The sequence below is a fragment of the Psychrobacter piechaudii genome (genome assembly GCF_900162825.1).
Taxonomy (GTDB): Bacteria; Pseudomonadota; Gammaproteobacteria; order Pseudomonadales; family Moraxellaceae; genus Psychrobacter; species Psychrobacter piechaudii.
On the sequence record NZ_FUGE01000172.1, the window covers coordinates 18,561 to 37,366 of the forward strand.

General features: G+C 41.3%; 14 protein-coding genes. 12 read left to right on the plus strand and 2 right to left on the minus strand.

What is annotated here, in order from left to right:
- A complete protein-coding gene (locus A1019T_RS09675) occupies positions 1-1,023 on the minus strand; it encodes an RluA family pseudouridine synthase (RefSeq protein ID WP_425271955.1) in 1,023 nt (340 codons plus the stop codon).
- Positions 1,024-1,550: 527 nt separating this feature from the next.
- Between A1019T_RS09675 and A1019T_RS09680 the strand changes: the two genes are divergently transcribed.
- The 11 genes from A1019T_RS09680 (at position 1,551) to yfaE (ending at position 15,757) form a co-directional block, all read left to right on the plus strand.
- Positions 1,551-2,720 carry an outer membrane protein assembly factor BamD gene (locus A1019T_RS09680; RefSeq protein WP_077451470.1) on the plus strand — a complete coding sequence of 390 codons (1,170 nt, stop codon included), beginning with the start codon at positions 1,551-1,553 and terminating at the stop codon, positions 2,718-2,720.
- Positions 2,721-2,857: 137 nt separating this feature from the next.
- Complete coding sequence (dnaG, locus tag A1019T_RS09685) at positions 2,858-5,140, plus strand: DNA primase (protein ID WP_077451471.1); 2,283 nt, start codon at positions 2,858-2,860, stop codon at positions 5,138-5,140.
- A gap of 366 nt (positions 5,141-5,506) precedes the next feature.
- Complete coding sequence (gene rpoD / locus A1019T_RS09690) at positions 5,507-7,366, plus strand: RNA polymerase sigma factor RpoD (RefSeq protein ID WP_077451472.1); 1,860 nt, start codon at positions 5,507-5,509, stop codon at positions 7,364-7,366.
- A gap of 108 nt (positions 7,367-7,474) precedes the next feature.
- The gene (locus A1019T_RS09695; RefSeq protein ID WP_244156618.1) at positions 7,475-7,795 is read left to right on the plus strand and encodes a DUF493 domain-containing protein; all 321 of its coding nucleotides are present in this window, start codon (positions 7,475-7,477) and stop codon (positions 7,793-7,795) included.
- A gap of 549 nt (positions 7,796-8,344) precedes the next feature.
- The gene (nrdA, locus tag A1019T_RS09700) at positions 8,345-10,621 is read left to right on the plus strand and encodes a class 1a ribonucleoside-diphosphate reductase subunit alpha (RefSeq protein WP_077451474.1); all 2,277 of its coding nucleotides are present in this window, start codon (positions 8,345-8,347) and stop codon (positions 10,619-10,621) included.
- Positions 10,622-11,043: 422 nt separating this feature from the next.
- Positions 11,044-11,610, plus strand: coding sequence for a hypothetical protein (locus tag A1019T_RS09705; protein ID WP_077451475.1), 567 nt, complete (start codon positions 11,044-11,046; stop codon positions 11,608-11,610).
- A gap of 472 nt (positions 11,611-12,082) precedes the next feature.
- Positions 12,083-12,613 carry a DUF6985 domain-containing protein gene (locus tag A1019T_RS09710; protein ID WP_077451476.1) on the plus strand — a complete coding sequence of 177 codons (531 nt, stop codon included), beginning with the start codon at positions 12,083-12,085 and terminating at the stop codon, positions 12,611-12,613.
- Positions 12,614-12,945: 332 nt separating this feature from the next.
- Positions 12,946-13,620: a hypothetical protein gene (locus tag A1019T_RS09715; RefSeq protein ID WP_077451477.1), complete on the plus strand. Its 675-nt coding sequence runs from the start codon at positions 12,946-12,948 to the stop codon at positions 13,618-13,620.
- 166 nt (positions 13,621-13,786) lie between these two features.
- The gene (locus A1019T_RS09720) at positions 13,787-14,029 is read left to right on the plus strand and encodes a hypothetical protein (RefSeq protein WP_143514103.1); all 243 of its coding nucleotides are present in this window, start codon (positions 13,787-13,789) and stop codon (positions 14,027-14,029) included.
- Between the two features lie 165 nt (positions 14,030-14,194).
- Positions 14,195-15,328, plus strand: a complete 1,134-nt coding sequence (gene nrdB / locus A1019T_RS09725) for a class Ia ribonucleoside-diphosphate reductase subunit beta (protein WP_077451479.1) — start codon at positions 14,195-14,197, stop codon at positions 15,326-15,328.
- Positions 15,329-15,499: 171 nt separating this feature from the next.
- Positions 15,500-15,757 (plus strand): class I ribonucleotide reductase maintenance protein YfaE, encoded by a 258-nt coding sequence (gene yfaE / locus A1019T_RS09730; protein WP_077451480.1) that lies wholly within the window; start codon positions 15,500-15,502, stop codon positions 15,755-15,757.
- A 126-nt stretch (positions 15,758-15,883) separates the two neighbouring features.
- Here the strand turns inward: yfaE and A1019T_RS09735 are convergent, their stop codons facing one another.
- Complete coding sequence (locus tag A1019T_RS09735) at positions 15,884-17,200, minus strand: S1C family serine protease (RefSeq protein WP_208608064.1); 1,317 nt, start codon at positions 17,198-17,200, stop codon at positions 15,884-15,886.
- Between the two features lie 342 nt (positions 17,201-17,542).
- Here A1019T_RS09735 and A1019T_RS09740 point away from each other — a divergent pair, with 342 nt between their 5' ends.
- On the plus strand, positions 17,543-18,304 hold the full coding sequence (locus A1019T_RS09740; protein WP_077451482.1) for a Nif3-like dinuclear metal center hexameric protein: 762 nt from the start codon (positions 17,543-17,545) through the stop codon (positions 18,302-18,304).
- Positions 18,305-18,806 lie beyond the last annotated feature (502 nt).

The window sequence follows — 18,806 nt, forward strand, 5'->3', positions numbered from 1 at the left end:
CTACTCACTCAAGATTTCTGCCAGCGCAACGATATCATCCGGTAAAGGCGCTGTGACCTCGATATCTTCCCCAGTCTCTGGATGTATAAACCCTAATTGATACGCGTGTAGCGCTTGACGGGGAAAGTTTTGAATGGCATCACGCTGCTCTTGGGTCAATCCTGCTCTAAGCTGCTGACGGTTGCCATAGACATCATCGCCAATGATGGGATGGCCTATGTGACTTAAATGGACGCGAATTTGATGGGTACGGCCCGTCTCTAGCTGCACATCAAGCAAACTATAGTTTTCATTTAACGGAGTAATAGTCATGATATGGGTGACAGCAGGCTTGCCCATGCTGGTCACTGTCATCTTCGTACGCTGGGTACGGTGGCGACCAATTGGGGCATCGATTGTACGCTGGCGGGCTAGACTTGCTGCATCCCCTGCGACAATACACTGATAGTGACGATAGACACTCTTATCTTTTAGCTGTTCTTGTAGCTCAAGCTGCGCCGCTTTGGTTTTACCAATAACCAACAATCCTGACGTATTTTTATCGATACGGTGTACCAAGCCAGCCCTTGGCAAATGAGCTTGGTTGGGATAATGAAACAGCAGTCCATTAACTAAAGTTCCTGTCCAGTTACCAGCACCAGGGTGAACCACCATACCCACTGGCTTATTCACCACCAGCACACTGTCATCTTCATAGACAATATCTAAGGCTATGTCTTCCGGCTGATCATTACCATGTTGCTCAAGCTTAGCTTGTAGCAACAAGCTATCATCGGCCTTGACCCGATATTTCGGTTTTTCAACACTACCATTAATGGTCAAGTTACCCGACTTCATCCATTCTTGCAGCTGAGCACGAGAGTGATCGGCAAAAAGCTCTGCTGCCAACTTATCAATACGCTGACCGGCTTCGTCTTTAGTCACTATATGCTCAGCATGTACTTCTAATATCTGATTATCGCTGCTCTCTTCTTCGTCTTCGTCGAAATCTTCCAGCTCACTCTCTGCTTCATAATCTGCCATTGATGACAGTTGAGAGGACTCTGAATTTTCAATTGCCGAGCTTGGCATAGAGTTGGCTTTATCCTCCATAGCTTTACCCTCTATAGTATGGTTAGCAAGGGTTGACTGACTATCCGGCTCATTCTGAGCTGTATTATCTACAACTCCTGCTTGATTGTTGCTCAGGTTTGGGCTATTTTCCGAAGGTATAGATGACGCTTCAGAAGACATATTAGAGGAGAGGGTTTTAGAGGACATATTAGACGACATAGTTATTTGGACCAAATTGAGTTTTTTATTAATAAGCTAAGTGTAGCATGGTTTGACTTATTCTCCTTATTTTAGCGTAATAACCGTCCCCCTAAACACAGTGTATTTAGTACCCAAAATCTGTTAATTATGTCCGCAATAACGCCTTATAGCTGTCAAAATTGAAGCGCTAACAACATTAAGGTAGCATTCACTCTACAATCCTATACCAAAATATTAGTGTAGCGTGCTACACTAGAGCCACTAAAATTTTACTAAAATATTCTGCGGAGATTTCCATGCAGCGTGCTTCAACTTCTTTATTTACTGCATTAACCCCTAATCCCTCTCATTCTTCTCGTAAGACTAAGTTCACTTTGGCACTATTAGCTGCCGGTATGCTTAGCTTATCTGGCTGTCAGACTCTAAAAAATATTACTGGCAAAGACACTGACGCAGTAGCTTCTGCAGAGAAGTCGGATGCTCAGTACTATAAAGAAGCGGTAGAGTCTATGGAAAAAGGACGCTATATTTATGCCTCAGAGCAATTATCGGAACTGCGTACTTTCTATCCTACTGGCCCGTATGCCGAGCAAGCTTTATTAGATTTAATGTACAGCCAGTTCCAGTCGGATGAATATGGCTTAGCCGTGACCAGCGCTGAACAGTTTATTAAGCTATATCCTCGTAATCCTCAAGTAGATTATGCTTACTATGTTCGCGGCGTAGCCAATATGCAAACCGGCACTAGTAGCTTATTAAATGCGGTGAAATTGCAGCAAGCCCATCGTGATACTTCTTACTATCGTTTGGCTTTTAGCAACTTCCAAGAGTTACTGACCAAATTTCCAAATAGTAGCTACGCTCCAGACGCAGCTCAGCGCATGATTTATATTTATAATCAATTTGCCGAAAGTGAGCTAACAGCAGCACGCTGGTATATTAAACGTGAAGCTCATGTTGCCGCTGCTAACCGTGCAAGATGGGTATTCCAATACTATCCTCAAAGCCAACAAATTCCCGAAGCCATTGCAATTTTGGCTTATAGCAATGAGCAATTAGGTCTAAATGATTTGGCACAGCAATACAAGACTTTGCTACAAATCAACTATCCTGAATGGCTAACTGCTGATGGTAAAGTACGTATTAGCAATAACCGTGCTGGTAGCTTATTAAGCAGAATGACTTATGGCAAGCTAGGTCGCTCAGACAAGCGCACAGACTCTAATGCTACTCAAAATTCTGAATATACGGGGCCGACTAAGCAGCAAGTCATTTATGAAGCGGCTAAACTACAGTTGCCTACAGACAATGCTACTTTATCTGACCAAACTTTACCGACGATCAATACCGGTCGTCGCGGGGTTAACTTAGGTCTTGGCTTACCTGATGAGGCAACAGGCACTCAGCCACAGACTCGCATTTCTAGTCCAAAAGAGATGTATCCCGATAGCAGCAACAATGAATAAGTAACTGCTTAGCTAAAAACACTTAGCTAAAATTACATTGTTTAAGCAATACCTTGAGCCACTTTATAAGCTAACCCCTTTAAAGTGGCTTATCCGTCTAAAGAATCCGTTTTTATTTGGTAAGGCCAAACGCAATTATGAGCATCCCTAACCATATTCTTGATCAACTAAATAGCCAAGCCGATCTGGTAGGGATTATTGGGAAGCACACTACTTTAAAACGCGCCGGAAAAGAGTTTAAAGGCAACTGCCCTTTTCACGGTGAAAAAACCCCTTCTTTTTATGTCAATCCCCAAAAAAACGTCTATAACTGCTTTGGTTGCGGTGTGGGTGGCAATGCCATTAGCTTTTTGCGTGACTACGAAAACCAAACCTTTATGGAGGCCGTAACAGAGCTGTCACGTCAGACAGGCATTGAGATCCCCAAAGAAGACAATAGAAATTTACGCTATAAAAGAACGCCCAAGAAAAGTGTGCCGCCACCTCAGCCGTCAGTCGCACAGCCTAAAGCACCTTCTACGACGAGTAGCTCAAGTAATTCAAACGGTAATAGCATCACCTTTGAGACTAATAATGGGCCTAATAATAACAATCTAAATAATAACAGTCCAAGTAATAGCGGCTCGAATAACCCTAACTCAGCCCCTATCCCTGATGATAGCGCCAGCGCCGGCTACTTTGATGAGGCCAGTTATTACAACTCCGCGCCTCTTGCTGACTGGGATTCAGGCTTCTATCCTGAAGACTTTGACCCTGGCATGGGCTCTGCCCCTGACTATCATTCCGGTTCTCCCTACAGCCAGCCTCAAGACAGTCAACAAGATAGTCAAGAAGGGGATCTGTATGACCTATTGATGAGTATCAGTGAGTTTTATCAGTACAACTTGCGTAATAACTCACGGGCCATGGCTTATTTTAAAGAGCGGGGTTTAACCGATAGCATCATCGAAGAATTTAAGCTGGGCTATGCTCCAAGCGGTTGGCAGCATTTAGAACAGGCTTTCCCTCGAGATATAGAGGGTCTTAAAGCTTTGGGTTTGGTGCGTAATTCTGAAAAAGGACGGGATTATGATTTGCTACGTGATCGGGTTATTTTCCCCATTCGAGACAATCAAGGCCGAGTAATCGCGTTTGCCGGACGCGCCCTAGACAATGAGGTAAACCCTAAATATATCAACTCTAGTGACTCCCCTATCTTCCATAAGCAACATGTGCTTTATGGCTATTATGAGTCTAGGCAACATAGAGCCAACGACTGGTTAGTGGTCGAAGGCTACATGGATGTCATTGCTCTATACCAAGCAGGTATCTACGGCGCGGTCGCTTCTATGGGAACGGCCATTAATGAAAGCCAAATCTCGCGTTTATTGCAATTAAACCCTACCCTAACTTTATGTTTTGATGGGGATAGTGCGGGTCAAAAAGCTGCATGGCGTACCCTAGAGGTTGCCCTGCCGGTGCTAAGTGATGACAAAGAGCTGCGCTTTTTGACATTGCCTGGTGGGCATGATCCAGATACTTATATTGCCCTGCAAGGCGTGGAAGCCATGCGTGAGCAGATCAAAAATGCCATGCCTTTGTCACAATATATTTTCGCCTACTTAAGTGAGAGATATGATTTAAGCTTGGCTGAAGGTAAAGCCAAACTGATGTCTCAAGTTAGGCAATTGACCAATAACTTGCCCAAGGGCTCAAGTTTTAAATACTTACTTAACAATGACATCTATCAAAAGCTAGGGGGCCGAAAAGGTCAAAAGAACTCAGCTCATGATGTGTTGTTAGATTTTGATAGCGACATGACAGTCAGCCGCATGCTTGAGCTGTGCTTGTTGTTTTCACCAAATTTAATGCAAGAAGACCCCATCGCACGTATATGGCAAGAGTCTGGCGTGGCAGATATTGAACTGTATCCTCCACGCCCAAAACAAAAAAATAAGAATACTGATGAGGCTGATAAAGCTTCTGCTGAGGCGCCTGTCAAGCCAGCAGTCAAAGTCTCTGCCTCTGCCACTAAGTCTCCTGCTAAAGGGGCTATTCAGCCACCGCCTCTACCAAGTTGGCAGGATTTTGACAGTCCAAGCTTGGTACAGCTCACTGAGACCATAAATGCTCTAGCGCCTCATCTACCCAAAGATACCAATGCTGCTGCCCATTTCATCCTAGCCAATTTACCGGCCAATCAGCAGCATACTTTGGCCAAGCGTTGGTTTCCTTTTTGGTCCAATTTAAATAAGCGCGGTATCATTGATGTCGATGAGCTATTCGATGATTTATTGGTTCAGCTGATGCTACAAGCCCTATCGAAACAAATGTCACAATTTAAAAATATTATCATTACCTCTTATCTAAACCGTCAACGCCAGACCTTACTAAACTGGTCCAAGCAGCAACAGGCTGAGCAATCAAGTAAGATGGCTTAAGCTGGCTTATTTGGCTTTTAAAAACTTTATCAACCTATTGTTTACGCAAACAATGAGCTCTAAGGCTTTAAAAATCGGGGGATGGCCCCATATCATTAGTATCACCGGGTAGTACCTAAGCAAATATTAACCCCCTATCAGCGTTAGTTTTTCTCACTGAGGGTCGTATTTGCGGTGCTGATTTGGATATTATGTTATAATATCGGACTAAAATCTTTTAATCTTTGGCTGCAGATTTGGTTGCTCAACCTACAGTAAATAGCTTTTGCAAAAACTAAAACAATAAGACAACAATCTGGCCTACTAAAAAGCGAATGCACCCCCACTCTACCTTTAACCCACATCTTCTATTGCAAGCGAGATATTATGACCGATAAGGCAGCCTCTCAATCTACCTCTCAACTAGCCACCCTAATTCAAATGGGTAAAGAGCAAGGCTATTTGACTTATGCTGAGGTGAACGACCAACTTCCCGCCTCAATTACCGAAAGCGACCAAATTGAAGACATCGTTCAAATGCTTACGGATGTTGGTATTAAAATTTTTGAATCAGCACCAGATGCTGATGATATCTTGATGAACGATGGGGCCAATGATGATGAAATGGCCACTGACGAAGCAGCCGCTGTATTAGCCGCTGTAGAAACTGAACCAGGCCGCACCACTGACCCTGTGCGTATGTACATGCGTGAAATGGGTACCGTTGATTTGTTAACCCGTGAAGGCGAGATCGTTATCGCTAAACGTATTGAAGAAGGTATCCGTGACGTTCAGCATGCTATGGCTTACTGGCCTGGCACTGTACAGTTTATTCTTGATGAATATGACCTAGTAGAAGCTGGCGAGAAGAAGCTTTCTGACGTAATCACTGGTTTTTTAGATCCAGAAGAGCTTGAGCCGGTTGAAGAAGACGAAGAAAAATTACCCGTTATTACCACCAAATCTAAAGCTAAAGATGTGGATGATGACGAGGAAGAAGACGCTGAAGAAGAGGAAGAAGAAGAGGCTGGTGGTCTAGACCCAGAGCTTGTGCGTCAGCGTGTCGAAGAGATTCGCGAGCTATTCACTACTGCCAAACAAGCTTTAGAAGAGTATGGCCGTGGCAGCCCGCAAGCGGAAGAAGCCTATGCCAAAATGGCCGATCGCTTCATGCTATTAAAGCTCAATAACCGTATGTCTGATAACGTAATGGCCATCATGCATGATGTGTATGATGATGTGCGTAAACAAGAGCGTCAAATCATGCGTTTGGTTATCCGCCGCGGTAAAATGCCACGTGCAGAATTCCGTAAGACCTTCCCAAGCAACGAAACCAACGTTGACTGGCTAACCGACCGTTTAAAAGGCAACCCTAAATTTGCTGATAGCTTAGCCAAAGTGGTTGACGATGTGGTGGTATTGCAGCGCCGTATCAAAGACCATGAAAACAGACTGGGCATGCAAATTAGCGAGATGAAAGAAGTAGCTCGCCGTATGGCCATTGGGGAAGCAAAAGCGCGCCGTGCCAAAAAAGAAATGGTTGAAGCCAACTTACGTCTGGTAATCTCTATTGCCAAAAAATACACCAACCGTGGTTTGCAGTTCTTGGATTTAATTCAAGAAGGTAACATTGGTTTGATGAAGGCTGTAGACAAGTTTGAATACCGCCGCGGTTATAAATTCTCAACTTATGCTACTTGGTGGATTCGTCAGGCCATTACCCGTTCAATCGCTGACCAGGCTCGTACTATTCGTATCCCGGTACACATGATTGAAACCATAAACAAAATAAACCGTGTGTCACGTCAGTTGCTACAAGAGATGGGCCGTGAACCTACTCCTGAGGAATTAGGCGAACGTTTAGAGATGGATGAAGGCAAGGTTCGTAAAGTCTTGAAAATTGCCAAAGAGCCCATATCTATGGAAACACCAATCGGTGACGATGAAGATTCACACTTAGGCGACTTTATTGAGGACCAAACCATCTCAAGCCCCGTTGAAGATGCTACTTCAGCCGGCCTACAAGAAGCCACTCGTGATGTATTAAGCAATCTAACCGAACGTGAAGCCAAAGTACTGCGTATGCGTTTTGGTATTGATATGCCAACCGATCATACTTTAGAAGAGGTCGGTAAGCAGTTTGATGTTACCCGTGAGCGTATCCGTCAGATTGAGGCCAAAGCTTTACGTAAGCTACGCCATCCTTCACGCTCTGAGCACCTACGCTCATTTTTAGAAAATGACTAAGTATTAGCCACACCATTACTTATTCACTAAAAAAAGCTGGGGGTTCTCAGCTTTTTTTTACTTTAAAAACAATGGGAGATGCCAATTATGGCTAACAAAAAAATCGATATGACTCAAAGCCTAACTCTTAACAGAAACCCTTTTGCCAAAAAGACCGATATCCAAAATCTACACTTATGGGAATTCCCAATGGACTACCCTATGAGTATTATTGGTCATGAAGGTGAGCATGACACTCTACTGAATGAGGTTAAGCTTATTTTAGGCACTCAGTTCCCTGACTTTGATACTGAAAGTCTAACCGTGAAAAAATCAAGTACCGGTCGTTTTACGTCAGTCCGTGCCAAGTTATACTTTACTGAAGCAGACCAAGTGAATGAGCTTTACGCGGCTCTAGACAAGGCAAAAACAGTTCGTACTGTGGTGTAAATATTTTACGTCTACAACACATTATCTGAGTCACTATTTTATTTATTAGCCACGGCTGAACTTCCAAAACATAGCTTCAATATATAGCTAAAAAAAGAGCAGGCATCCTCCCTGCTCTTTTTATTTGGATGTTATTTAGGTTCTATTTTAGCCACTCAAACTGAATTAATTTACAGGTTAAAACTTTTACCTGAACAAATCTAAACCCATTTACTCTCGTTTACAATTTAGTAAAAAAAGTTTTTCTCAGCTTTTTTTAGCAACTAAATTTCTTGACATAACCGCTAAGCAATAGCCTATCGGTAGTTGCAAATTTGCAAGCATTTTTCATGGCTAATTATTCATTTCAATTCTCTCAATTGAACTAGTAACTGCCAATTTGTCAAGATAGTAAATTTTCTTTTTTTCCTTTATATTGTGCCTACATCATAGAAACCACCCTATATCTTGTGTTTTATCTGAAACACAGGCACTATAGGTACCAGGTAATATTTTTTAGTGGTGAGACGATATAATCGTGTCACTTAGCAATAACTAGCGGAGACAGCAATGACAAATATGGATAAGATTAAAGTAATGAAACGAGACGGCCGCCTGGAGCCAATCGATTTAGATAAAATCCATAAGGTCATCACTTGGGCCGCAGAAGGATTGGTTAACGTCTCCGTTTCTCAAGTAGAGTTAAAATCTCATATCCAGTTTTACGATGGTATTAAGACTCGTGATATTCATGAGACCATCATCAAAGCGGCTGCAGATCTTATTTCAGAAGACACTCCAGACTATCAGTATTTGGCTGCCCGTTTGGCGATTTTCCACTTACGTAAGATTGCCTACAATCAATTTGAGCCGCCACATCTATACGACCATGTGGTTAACTTAACTGAGTCTGGCAAATATGATGAGCATATCTTGCAAGACTACTCTCGTGAAGAGTTTGACGAGCTAAATGAGTATATCGATCACTGGCGTGACATGACTCTAGCTTATGCTGCTGCTGAGCAAATGACTGGTAAATACTTGGTACAAGACCGTGTTACCAAGAAAGTTTACGAAAGCCCTCAGTTCTTATACGTGCTAGTGGGTATGTGTCTGTTTGCCTCTTACGATAAGTCTGAGCGTATGGACTACGTCAAACGCTTTTATGACGCTGCCTCTACCTTCAAGATTTCACTGCCAACCCCAATCATGGCAGGTGTGCGTACCCCATCACGTCAATTCAGCTCATGTGTACTGATTGAGTGTGGTGACAGCTTAGACTCTATCAACGCTACCACCAGTGCCATCGTACGTTACGTATCACAGCGCGCTGGTATCGGTATTAACGCCGGTAACATTCGTGCCCTAGGTAGTCCTATCCGTGGCGGTGAAGCACAGCACACCGGCTGTATTCCCTTCTATAAGCTGTTCCAAACGGCGGTTAAATGCTGTTCACAAGGCGGTGTCCGTGGTGGTGCAGCGACCTTATTCTATCCACTGTGGCATTTAGAAGTAGAGTCACTACTGGTGCTAAAAAACAACCGTGGTATAGAAGACAACCGTGTGCGTCACATGGACTACGGAGTGCAAATCAACCGTACTCTATATACCCGCTTGATTAAAGGTCAGGACATTGCCTTATTCTCACCGTCAGACGTGCCAGGTCTATACGAAGCTTTCTTCGCTGATCAAGACAAGTTTGAAGAGCTATACACCAAGTATGAGCAAGATGAGAATATCCGTAAGCGCCATGTACCTGCCGCCGACTTATTCAGCTTATTAATGCAAGAGCGTGCCAGCACCGGTCGTATCTACATCCAGAACGTTGACCACTGTAACACCCACAGTCCGTTTGACCCAAGCGTGGCCCCTATCCGCCAGTCAAACTTATGTATGGAGATTGCTCTACCAACTAAGCCACTAGACAACATCAATGATGAAAAGGGCGAAATCGCTCTATGTACTTTATCTGCGGTGAACTTAGGTGAAGTTGAAGACTTACAAGACATTGAAGAGCCAGCAGAGCTAATCGTACGTGCCCTAGATGCGTTACTTGATTACCAAGACTATCCAGTAAAAGCCGCTGAAAATGGCAGTATGAACCGCCGCACCCTAGGCGTTGGTGTGATCAACTACGCTTACTACTTGGCTAAAAATGGGGTGAAATACTCAGATGGCTCAGCCTTAGGTCTAACCCATCAGACTTTTGAAGCGCTTCAGTACTATTTACTAAAAGCGTCAAACAAGTTGGCAAAAGAAAAAGGCGCTTGCCCTGCGTTCAATGAGACCACCTACTCACAAGGTATCCTACCGATTGATACCTATAAGTCTGACTTAGACCAGATTTGTAATGAGCCATTGCAGTTAGACTGGGAAGCTTTGCGTAGTGAGATTAAAGAGCATGGCCTACGCAACTCTACTCTATCAGCGTTAATGCCTTCTGAGACTTCAAGTCAGATTGCCAACGCAACTAACGGTATTGAGCCACCACGTGGTCTGGTATCGGTAAAAGCATCAAAAGACGGTATCTTGAAGCAAGTAGTGCCTGATATCTTAAACTTAAGAGACAACTACGAGCTGTTATGGCAGATGCCAAATAATGACGGCTACTTAAAGCTAGTGGCAATCATGCAGAAGTTTATTGATCAGAGTATCTCTGCCAACACTAACTATGACCCAACTCGTTTTGAGGGCAACCGTGTGCCAATGAAGGTGCTATTAAAAGACCTACTAATGGCTTATAAGTTCGGGGTTAAGACTCTGTACTATCACAACACTCGTGATGGGGCCAACGATGCTCAGGCCGATATCGATGACGGCTGTGCCAGCGGTGCTTGTAAGCTTTAAGTGCACAAGATGAGCCTCAGGATGGGAGCTTTTTAGACATTGAGAAATATGCGAGGCATGGGTAGTTTATTTTTAATGGCTATGTCCGTGCCTCGTCCCTCGGCGGAGAGCGGTTCATTTCAAGATAAATATTACGAATTTGTTTTAACGAAATTTATTGTTTGTTAAATGACAGGCAATAAAATGGCAAAGACGATAAATCATCTTTGCCATTGGAGATATTAAATATTGGCGTATTTAATACCTGAAAGTTAAGACTATCCACTTTCACAAGGGAAATTTGAATAGACTGTACTTCTTCATAAAGGTATATTCTAAATCAAATATTCGTACTTGTCCAAATTATTCTCCAAGTGATGGTCATCTATAGCTATTTAAAATTATAATTAAATCGCTATAGTATTCTGTATAGGAGACTCCTAATGGACTCTTTATCTTTATTTAATACCTTTTTATCAGTTATTGGTTTATTAGCTAATTTTCAGTCATCAAGAGAGCATGCGAGTTTAGAAGATTTTATAGAATGGTTATATGAAAATGATAATAGAAATACTGCTGATATTATCAAAAATAACATTGAGTTAAAAAATCAGATTGCACTCTTTATGAATCAAAACCACGAGGAAACTTTAAAGCAGTTATCGAATCTTAATAATCTAATGGTTTCGATTGCTCAACGAATTGATGGATTAAGTGGAATTGCAAACAACTTTAAAACAGAGTATCAGTTATCAGAACAAGCATTAAGAGTTCTCAGAGAATTCGTTAATTCCGAAGGTCTCCACATCTGGCGACTACCGTCATTAGGTGGCACAACCTATGCTATTGATGCAAACCAAACGTTAGAAATAAGTGAGCCTAGATTTATTGATGATGATTTCAGTACTATGACTGAGTTGGGGTTGTTAAAACATGATATTAACCCTCAAGGATATCATAGATATAAAATTACAAAACTAGCCGTAGAATATATCAATTCAATAAAGTAGGGTGCGTCTCATGCATCAACCAAACATTAAGATTAAATCGGTGCGCGGGGCGCACCCTGCCAAATAAAAACGGCTTTAAAATTAACAGTTAAACAAACCCAAAAAACAAAAGGTGAAAAAGGTAAAATCACGACACATTTAATCTTTTTCCAAACAAATAATGGCGTGCTATAAACTACGGCCTATTTTTAAAATGATCTTGTAGGTTGGGTGAAGCTAGCGACACCTAACAATTTAAATATTAAGCATTGTTGGATCTCGCTCCTCGACACCAACCTACTGTAAGCTAATAAGCCGTAGGGTGCGTCTCACGCACCAATCAAACATTAAGATTAAATCGGTGCGCGAGGCGCACCCTACCTCTCTCAATAATTGATTTAGGCTTTAAAAGTTACGCAGGATGCACTATACACAAATAATAGTTAAGACTTGAATTACGCGTTTCATTTAAAAATTATAAAAAGGTCTTCAGATGACTGATATCCCATATTTAGGTAGCCTAGAAAAATACCAATTTGATAACTGGCTAATTAGTCAGCCTGTAACCGTTAAAGCTTTAGATGATAAAAAATATCGCTTTGTTTTAGAAGATTACGAACAAGACCAAAATAAAGAAGAGTTTCATCAGGCCGTAGCTAATTTTTTGACATTAGATAATAGCGTTCTAAAACAAGCACAAGATGATATCTATCGATATTATAAAGATGTAGAAGCGTCATTGGATGGGGAGGATATTGTTAAGATTGATGATCTAAATGATGTCTGGCGTCATATACAAATAGAGTGCACCCCTTTAGTCACACGTCGCCCATATGGTGACAAGGCGATTTATATATCACTAGAGTGTGAATGTGATTGGGAACCAGAACACGGCTTACAGATTGTGTTTAAGCAAGGACTATCAATTAATAAAGTAGGTGAATATGATGGTCATCTTTCTTATGTTGATAGTTATGCAGACCCTAAACTTGAAAATATTGTGTATCATTCATTTTCTAACTAATAGAGCTGACACCCTCATAAAAGAATCGTAGGTTGGGTGAAGCTAGCGACACCCAACAATTTAAATATTAAACCATGTTGGGTCTCGTTCCTCGACACTAACCTACTGTAAGTTAATAAGCCGTAGGGTGCGTCTCACGCACCAACCAAACATTAAGATTAAATCGGTGCGCGGGGCGCACCCTACCTCTATCTATAATTGAATTATTCATTCAAAGAAACGGTCTATTGTCATTTAATCTCAACTAATATATTTGAATAACTATTAATTCTGACACGCTTTAAATAATTTATGATTATTTATATTTCTTGACTTTTATTTAGGTAAATAGCATGACAGACTTTAATACACTTATTGACCTTGATAGTATTTTATCTTCATTAGATAGTATGAAGCATCTAAAAGATATAGCTAAAGATGCTCTTATAGGTATAAATAAATATAAAGAATATAATCTACTAGAGTTTTTTAAATGTATTGACACTAATTTAGATACTATGAAGGAAGAGGAAAGAATTAAATTAAGAGATCGAGTTAATTCTGAAGAAGGAAAGATTCTTTTAGCCAAGTACGTTGATGAAGCGACACATGTAGATAGTAAAATAGCACGTATGGCTTTAGCTTTATTATTCTGCGAAGATCCCGATTTTATATTTGAAAACTACTATGAAAGAGTAGTATTAACTAGTTTAAAAGACTTAGATGATACTACAATTGAATTTTTTATTGATGCTACTACCAATATAGAAATTCATAAAATAGACAAACTACCATATGATCGAGTGGTGATCAGTAATGAGAGTAAGTTAATTCTTAAGGGCTGGAATCCTGAAGATATTGGTATATTAGTTAATTACCTCAAAAGTCTAAGCTTGCTTTTACCAGATCCATGTTCTTCATCTCCTTATGCGGGTAGAGATGATAATTGGATGGTTGAATATGGTATCAGCGATAATACAAAAAAAATTGCGAGCCTATTTGATAAGGCTAGATCACTTTGTAGATAACAATTTTAAGAAAAGTAGAAGCTTGATAGCACTGAATCTTTCGTCAAACTCCAAAAGATCAGCATTTTGATATCAATCCTCGATGCTAACGTATCAAAAGCGTAATGTAGACAAGGGTTTATTAAACCCATATGAAATATTTAAACACTTAGTTTTAGAGATAATTATGAGTATTTTTTCACGTTTTCAAGAATTAGAAAGCAAGCATAAAATTAGGTTGCATGAGGGTGAGAGCTTTAAACAAGCTTTGTATAACGGAAGAATGACAGACTCAGTAGACTGCATTATTGATAAAATTGAATTAATTATAAAACACTATCCTGATAGCAAAGGTATTTCTTTATCCACATATAGTTCAGATGAAACTTCTGATGAGACATTTTGCTATGCTGTAGTAATACCGTCATAAACGACTATCATCCAGCCGTAGGGTGCGTCTCACGCATCAATGCAAACATTAAGATTAAATCGGTGCGCGGGGCGCACCCTACCCACAATTAAAAACTACTTCAAGATTTAAGAAATTAACAGTTAAACAAACCCAAAAAAAACGAAAGGTGAAAAAGGTAAAATCATGACATACTCAATCTTTTGCCAAACTCCAAATGATCAGCTCAAAGAGCCGATGTTCTTTGGTCAGCCGGTAAACGTGGCACGTTACGACCAACAGAAGCATCCTATCTTTGAACAGCTTATCGAAAAGCAGTTATCATTTTTCTGGCGTCCAGAAGAGGTTGATGTCTCAAAAGACCGTATCGATTACAGCAATTTATCGAGCCATGAACAACACATCTTTATCAGTAACCTAAAGTATCAAACCTTGCTTGACTCGATTCAAGGTCGTAGTCCAAACGTAGTGCTATTACCACTGGTGTCTATCCCTGAGCTTGAGACCTGGATTGAGACCTGGTCATTCTCAGAAACCATTCACTCACGCAGTTATACCCACATTATTCGTAACATCGTTAACGACCCAGGCATAGTCTTCGACGACATTATGCAGAACGAGCACATTCTACAACGGGCTTCAGACATCGCTTTTTACTATGATGACTTGTATCAGCATTCACAGCTATACAGCTTGTTTGGTGCAGGCACTCATATGGTCAATGGTGAAGAGAGGTATGTTGACTTAAGAAAACTAAAAAAACAGCTATACCTATGCTTGATGGCGGTTAACGTTCTCGAAGCCATTCGCTTCTATGTGTCATTCGCTTGTTCGTTCGCTTTCGCTGAGCGTAAGCTTATGGAAGGTAACGCCAAAATTATTAAATTAATTGCTCGTGACGAAGCGCTACACCTAACCAGTACCCAACACATGATCAATATCTTAGCCTCAGGTAAAGATGATCCAGAAATGGCTGAAATTGCTGAAGAGTGCTACGAAGAGAGTATCGACATCTTCCGTAAAGCGGCTGAGCAAGAGAAGGAATGGGCCGGCTATCTGTTCAAAGATGGTTCTATGATTGGTCTGAACAAAGACATCTTGTGTCAGTATGTTGAGTACATTACCAACTTACGTATGGAGGCTGTGGGTCTGCCTGCTCTTTTCCCAAACTCTAAGAGCAACCCTATCCCTTGGATCAACACTTGGTTGTCATCGGACAACGTACAAGTTGCACCCCAAGAGACTGAGATCAGCTCCTACCTAGTGGGTCAGATTGACTCTGACTTATCAGACAGTGACTTTGATGATTTCGAACTGTAATTTGTGACAGAGGTGATAAGCATGTCAGAGCTATCCGTACGACATGCTTTATAACTTTCAAAATTAGCGTGCCGTTGTTATAAAATGACCGCACGCTTTTTTGCCCTATTTTTTTATCTAAGCTAAGAAGCATCACTCTATAAATAAACAATTACTAAGTGACTCAACACTATGACTTGGGTATTTACCTCAAAAAAACGTTTTTATCTGCATGATGATGAAACTTTATTAGATGGTTTATTACGTACTGGGCATGATATTAATTATCAATGTCGTGAAGGCTACTGCGGCAGCTGCCGAGTTACCTTGAGCCACGCCTCTTTTCCAGTGACTTATGCAGAGCCCCCTTTAGCAATGATTGAGCAAGGAGAGATTCTAGCCTGCTGCTGTAAAGTTAAAGGATTGATTCATCTAAAAGAAGTAAAGTAATAGCTTGGCGATATGCTTTATAAAGTAAGGAAACATAAACCAAAAATCATAAAGCCAAAAAAAAGTCCGCCTTATAGCGGACTTTTTTGTACTTACAGCTTTAACTTTTCAGCTGTTCACAAAGTTTTATTGCGGTAACGGGTCTACTTTTGGTCGAGCCCCATTCTCAAATAACTCAATTAACTCTTCTCTAAGCTGGGCGCGTTGCTCATCTGTTAATGGGGGCCCATTTTCAGGCTCAACTAACAGCTCTGGATCTGTTGGCATTTCCATAGGCGCTACCACATCGGTTTGGGTAGGACGTTCCGCCAAAGCGATATCAATATTCATGTTTTCTGAACCGCGTAACACTTGTACCTTCAATACACTATTGGGCATTTTGCGAGCCACATGCTGAATCAGTGCGTTAGAATCGGTCATCTCTACCCCATCTATAGATAGAATAACATCGCCTACCTTCAGTCCACTTTTAGCAGCAGGGCTACCTGGGATAATGTTACGCACCACAACTCCCGTGGTAGTTTCAAGTTGTGAAGGATCACGCAGTTGAGACAGTACTTCGATACCTAGCCAGCCCCGACTGACTTTACCATCTTTGATAATGGCATTCATAACTTGTTCTACTAAAGCTGTTGGAATCGCAAAGCCAATTCCCATAGAGCCGCCTGAGCGTGAGAAAATTAAGGTATTAATACCCACCAATTCACCGCGAGCATCTACTAAGGCACCACCAGAGTTACCTGGGTTAATGGCCGCATCAGTTTGGATAAAGTCTTCAAAGGTGTTAACTCCCAGACCGGTACGTCCTGTAGCCGAGATGATACCTTGAGTCACGGTTTGTCCCACACCGAAGGGGTTACCAATGGCCAAGGCCACATCGCCTACTTCAATGGGCGTTTCTCTAAATGTCAAGGGCTCTAGCCCTGTCATATCGACTTTAATAACCGCCAAATCACTGTCAGGATCAGTGCCCACTACTGTAGCCACAGCTTTGCGACCATCGTTAAGTCCCACAACAATCTCATCCGCTTTGGCAATCACATGAGCATTGGTTACAATATAGCCATCTTTTGAGACAATAACCCCTGAGCCTAAGTTGGTTTCTTGGCCAGCTTGAGGGTTTTGGCCATGAAACTCATAGAAACGACGCAAGATAGGATCATTCATATAAGGGTTTTGAATGGTCTGCGTAGTATAGATATTAACTACCGAGCGTGACGCCTTAGCAACCGCATTGTGATATGACACAATAGGCTCAGGCTTATCAGAGTCTCTACCGGTGTTCAGCGCAATAGAGTCAGACTCATTACGTGGCGGCTCCCAAGCGGGTTGTTGACTGGTTTTTTGCCCAATATAGACCCAGATAAATGCTGCTAATACAGCAATCAATAATAACCAGGGTAGAATCTTCCAGATAACGCTGGTTTTTGATGATGCAGACATGTCACTCCTCAATGTCAAAACGTGCAAATAGCACGAACACCAAACCTTAAATACATTTAGATGACTTTAGCGACAACCAATATTTTACGTTTTAAGGCGATGGTGGATATTTAGATGGTTTAATGGATTAAGAATCACTTAAAATGGTATTAGTTTAACATTTGTTAGCCATTTACTGGCCCACCCCTTTCTATTTTTCACCGCTATATTGTTCAATTCATGTTACTTGCAGCCTACCAAGCCCATTTTGAACGGCTCATTTTATAAAATAATTCTAAGTTAAGTCCTTTATTATTTGATTGAAAATTTATTAACACAGTATTTCTAATTAAGGAGTTTGTAATGACCGAACTAAGCCCAGTAGCCCTCGAGCAATGGTGCAATGATTACTTAAAGGCCAAAGAATTCAAAGACTACTGCCCTAATGGCTTACAGGTAGATGCTGATGCTCCTATCAAAAAAATCATTACCGGAGTTACCGCCACTCAAAATCTTATTGATGCGGCTATAGAGCAAAACGCTGACGCTATATTGGTGCACCATGGTTATTTTTGGAAAGGTGAGCCTGAGCCACTAACGGGTATGAAGGGCAAACGTATCCGTAGCCTACTCCAAAATAACATATCTTTATTGGCGTACCACCTCCCCCTAGATGCTCACCCTGTCGTTGGTAATAACGCGGTGCTAGCAAATCTTTTGGATCTGCAAATCATGGGGGCTTTATACCCTGATGAAAAGCATCCGGTGGGGAATATTGCCCAGTGTGACCCTATCTCTATTGAAGACTTTATTAAAAAAGTTAGTGAAAAACTACAGCGAACCCCCACCCATATTAGTGCTGGCAACTCAGTAATTTCAAAGGTGGGGATCTGCACTGGCGGCGCCCAAGACATGATTGAACAAGCTGCCCATATGGGCTGTCAATTGTATATCTCTGGAGAGATTTCAGAGCGTACTACGCATTCAGCCCGAGAGTTAGGGATTGATTATCTGGCTTGTGGTCATCATGCCACCGAAATGGGCGGCATCCAAGCCTTAGGAGAGGTGATTGAAAGCACTTTGGGGGTGCAAGTTAGCTTTGTTGATGACCCTAACCCTGCTTAACTTGATCTTATTAACCTGTGATTTATGTGATCTAAGATTTGTGCGGCTAGAGCTTATGGAATAGCATTTATGTAGCTATATTAAAAAATTAGAATAGGCTGATAAATATTATCATACATACCTGAAACCTAATTTTTAGTATAATATGCGCCTTTCTAAATGTGACGCCCCTCATTAAATCAACAATTGTTGGTAACTTTTGATATTTTCATCAGTAATTGACGATTTAATGTTGAATTTTTATCTTAATAGCACAATATAACTAAGATAAGACCGCCAAATTTAATAAACTATCGCAAGCGCGGATTTAGACTGGCTTAAATAAAATTGCATCTCGACACTTAGCTTCATAAGGTGCTGTCTCTTATAAATTATAAAATGACGTACTTATCTTAGAGCCTCGGGGTTGAGCCGGATTTTCTTTAAGCAAGTTTGTGATTGTTGATGCCTAGCACTGCTCATAAGTTAATTAAATCTAGCTTATATAGTCAGTGCCTAAATC

Excerpts from the sequence above, each read along its gene's own strand:
- A1019T_RS09675 (WP_425271955.1), bottom strand. The coding sequence starts at position 1,023 with ATGGCAGATTATGAAGCAGAGAGTGAGCTGGAAGATTTCGACGAAGAC.
- A1019T_RS09680 (WP_077451470.1), top strand. The coding sequence starts at position 1,551 with ATGCAGCGTGCTTCAACTTCTTTATTTACTGCATTAACCCCTAATCCC.
- dnaG (WP_077451471.1), top strand. The coding sequence starts at position 2,858 with ATGAGCATCCCTAACCATATTCTTGATCAACTAAATAGCCAAGCCGAT.
- rpoD (WP_077451472.1), top strand. The coding sequence starts at position 5,507 with ATGACCGATAAGGCAGCCTCTCAATCTACCTCTCAACTAGCCACCCTA.
- A1019T_RS09695 (WP_244156618.1), top strand. The coding sequence starts at position 7,475 with ATGACTCAAAGCCTAACTCTTAACAGAAACCCTTTTGCCAAAAAGACC.
- nrdA (WP_077451474.1), top strand. The coding sequence starts at position 8,345 with ATGACAAATATGGATAAGATTAAAGTAATGAAACGAGACGGCCGCCTG.
- A1019T_RS09705 (WP_077451475.1), top strand. The coding sequence starts at position 11,044 with ATGGACTCTTTATCTTTATTTAATACCTTTTTATCAGTTATTGGTTTA.
- A1019T_RS09710 (WP_077451476.1), top strand. The coding sequence starts at position 12,083 with ATGACTGATATCCCATATTTAGGTAGCCTAGAAAAATACCAATTTGAT.
- A1019T_RS09715 (WP_077451477.1), top strand. The coding sequence starts at position 12,946 with ATGACAGACTTTAATACACTTATTGACCTTGATAGTATTTTATCTTCA.
- A1019T_RS09720 (WP_143514103.1), top strand. The coding sequence starts at position 13,787 with ATGAGTATTTTTTCACGTTTTCAAGAATTAGAAAGCAAGCATAAAATT.
- nrdB (WP_077451479.1), top strand. The coding sequence starts at position 14,195 with ATGACATACTCAATCTTTTGCCAAACTCCAAATGATCAGCTCAAAGAG.
- yfaE (WP_077451480.1), top strand. The coding sequence starts at position 15,500 with ATGACTTGGGTATTTACCTCAAAAAAACGTTTTTATCTGCATGATGAT.
- A1019T_RS09735 (WP_208608064.1), bottom strand. The coding sequence starts at position 17,200 with ATGTCTGCATCATCAAAAACCAGCGTTATCTGGAAGATTCTACCCTGG.
- A1019T_RS09740 (WP_077451482.1), top strand. The coding sequence starts at position 17,543 with ATGACCGAACTAAGCCCAGTAGCCCTCGAGCAATGGTGCAATGATTAC.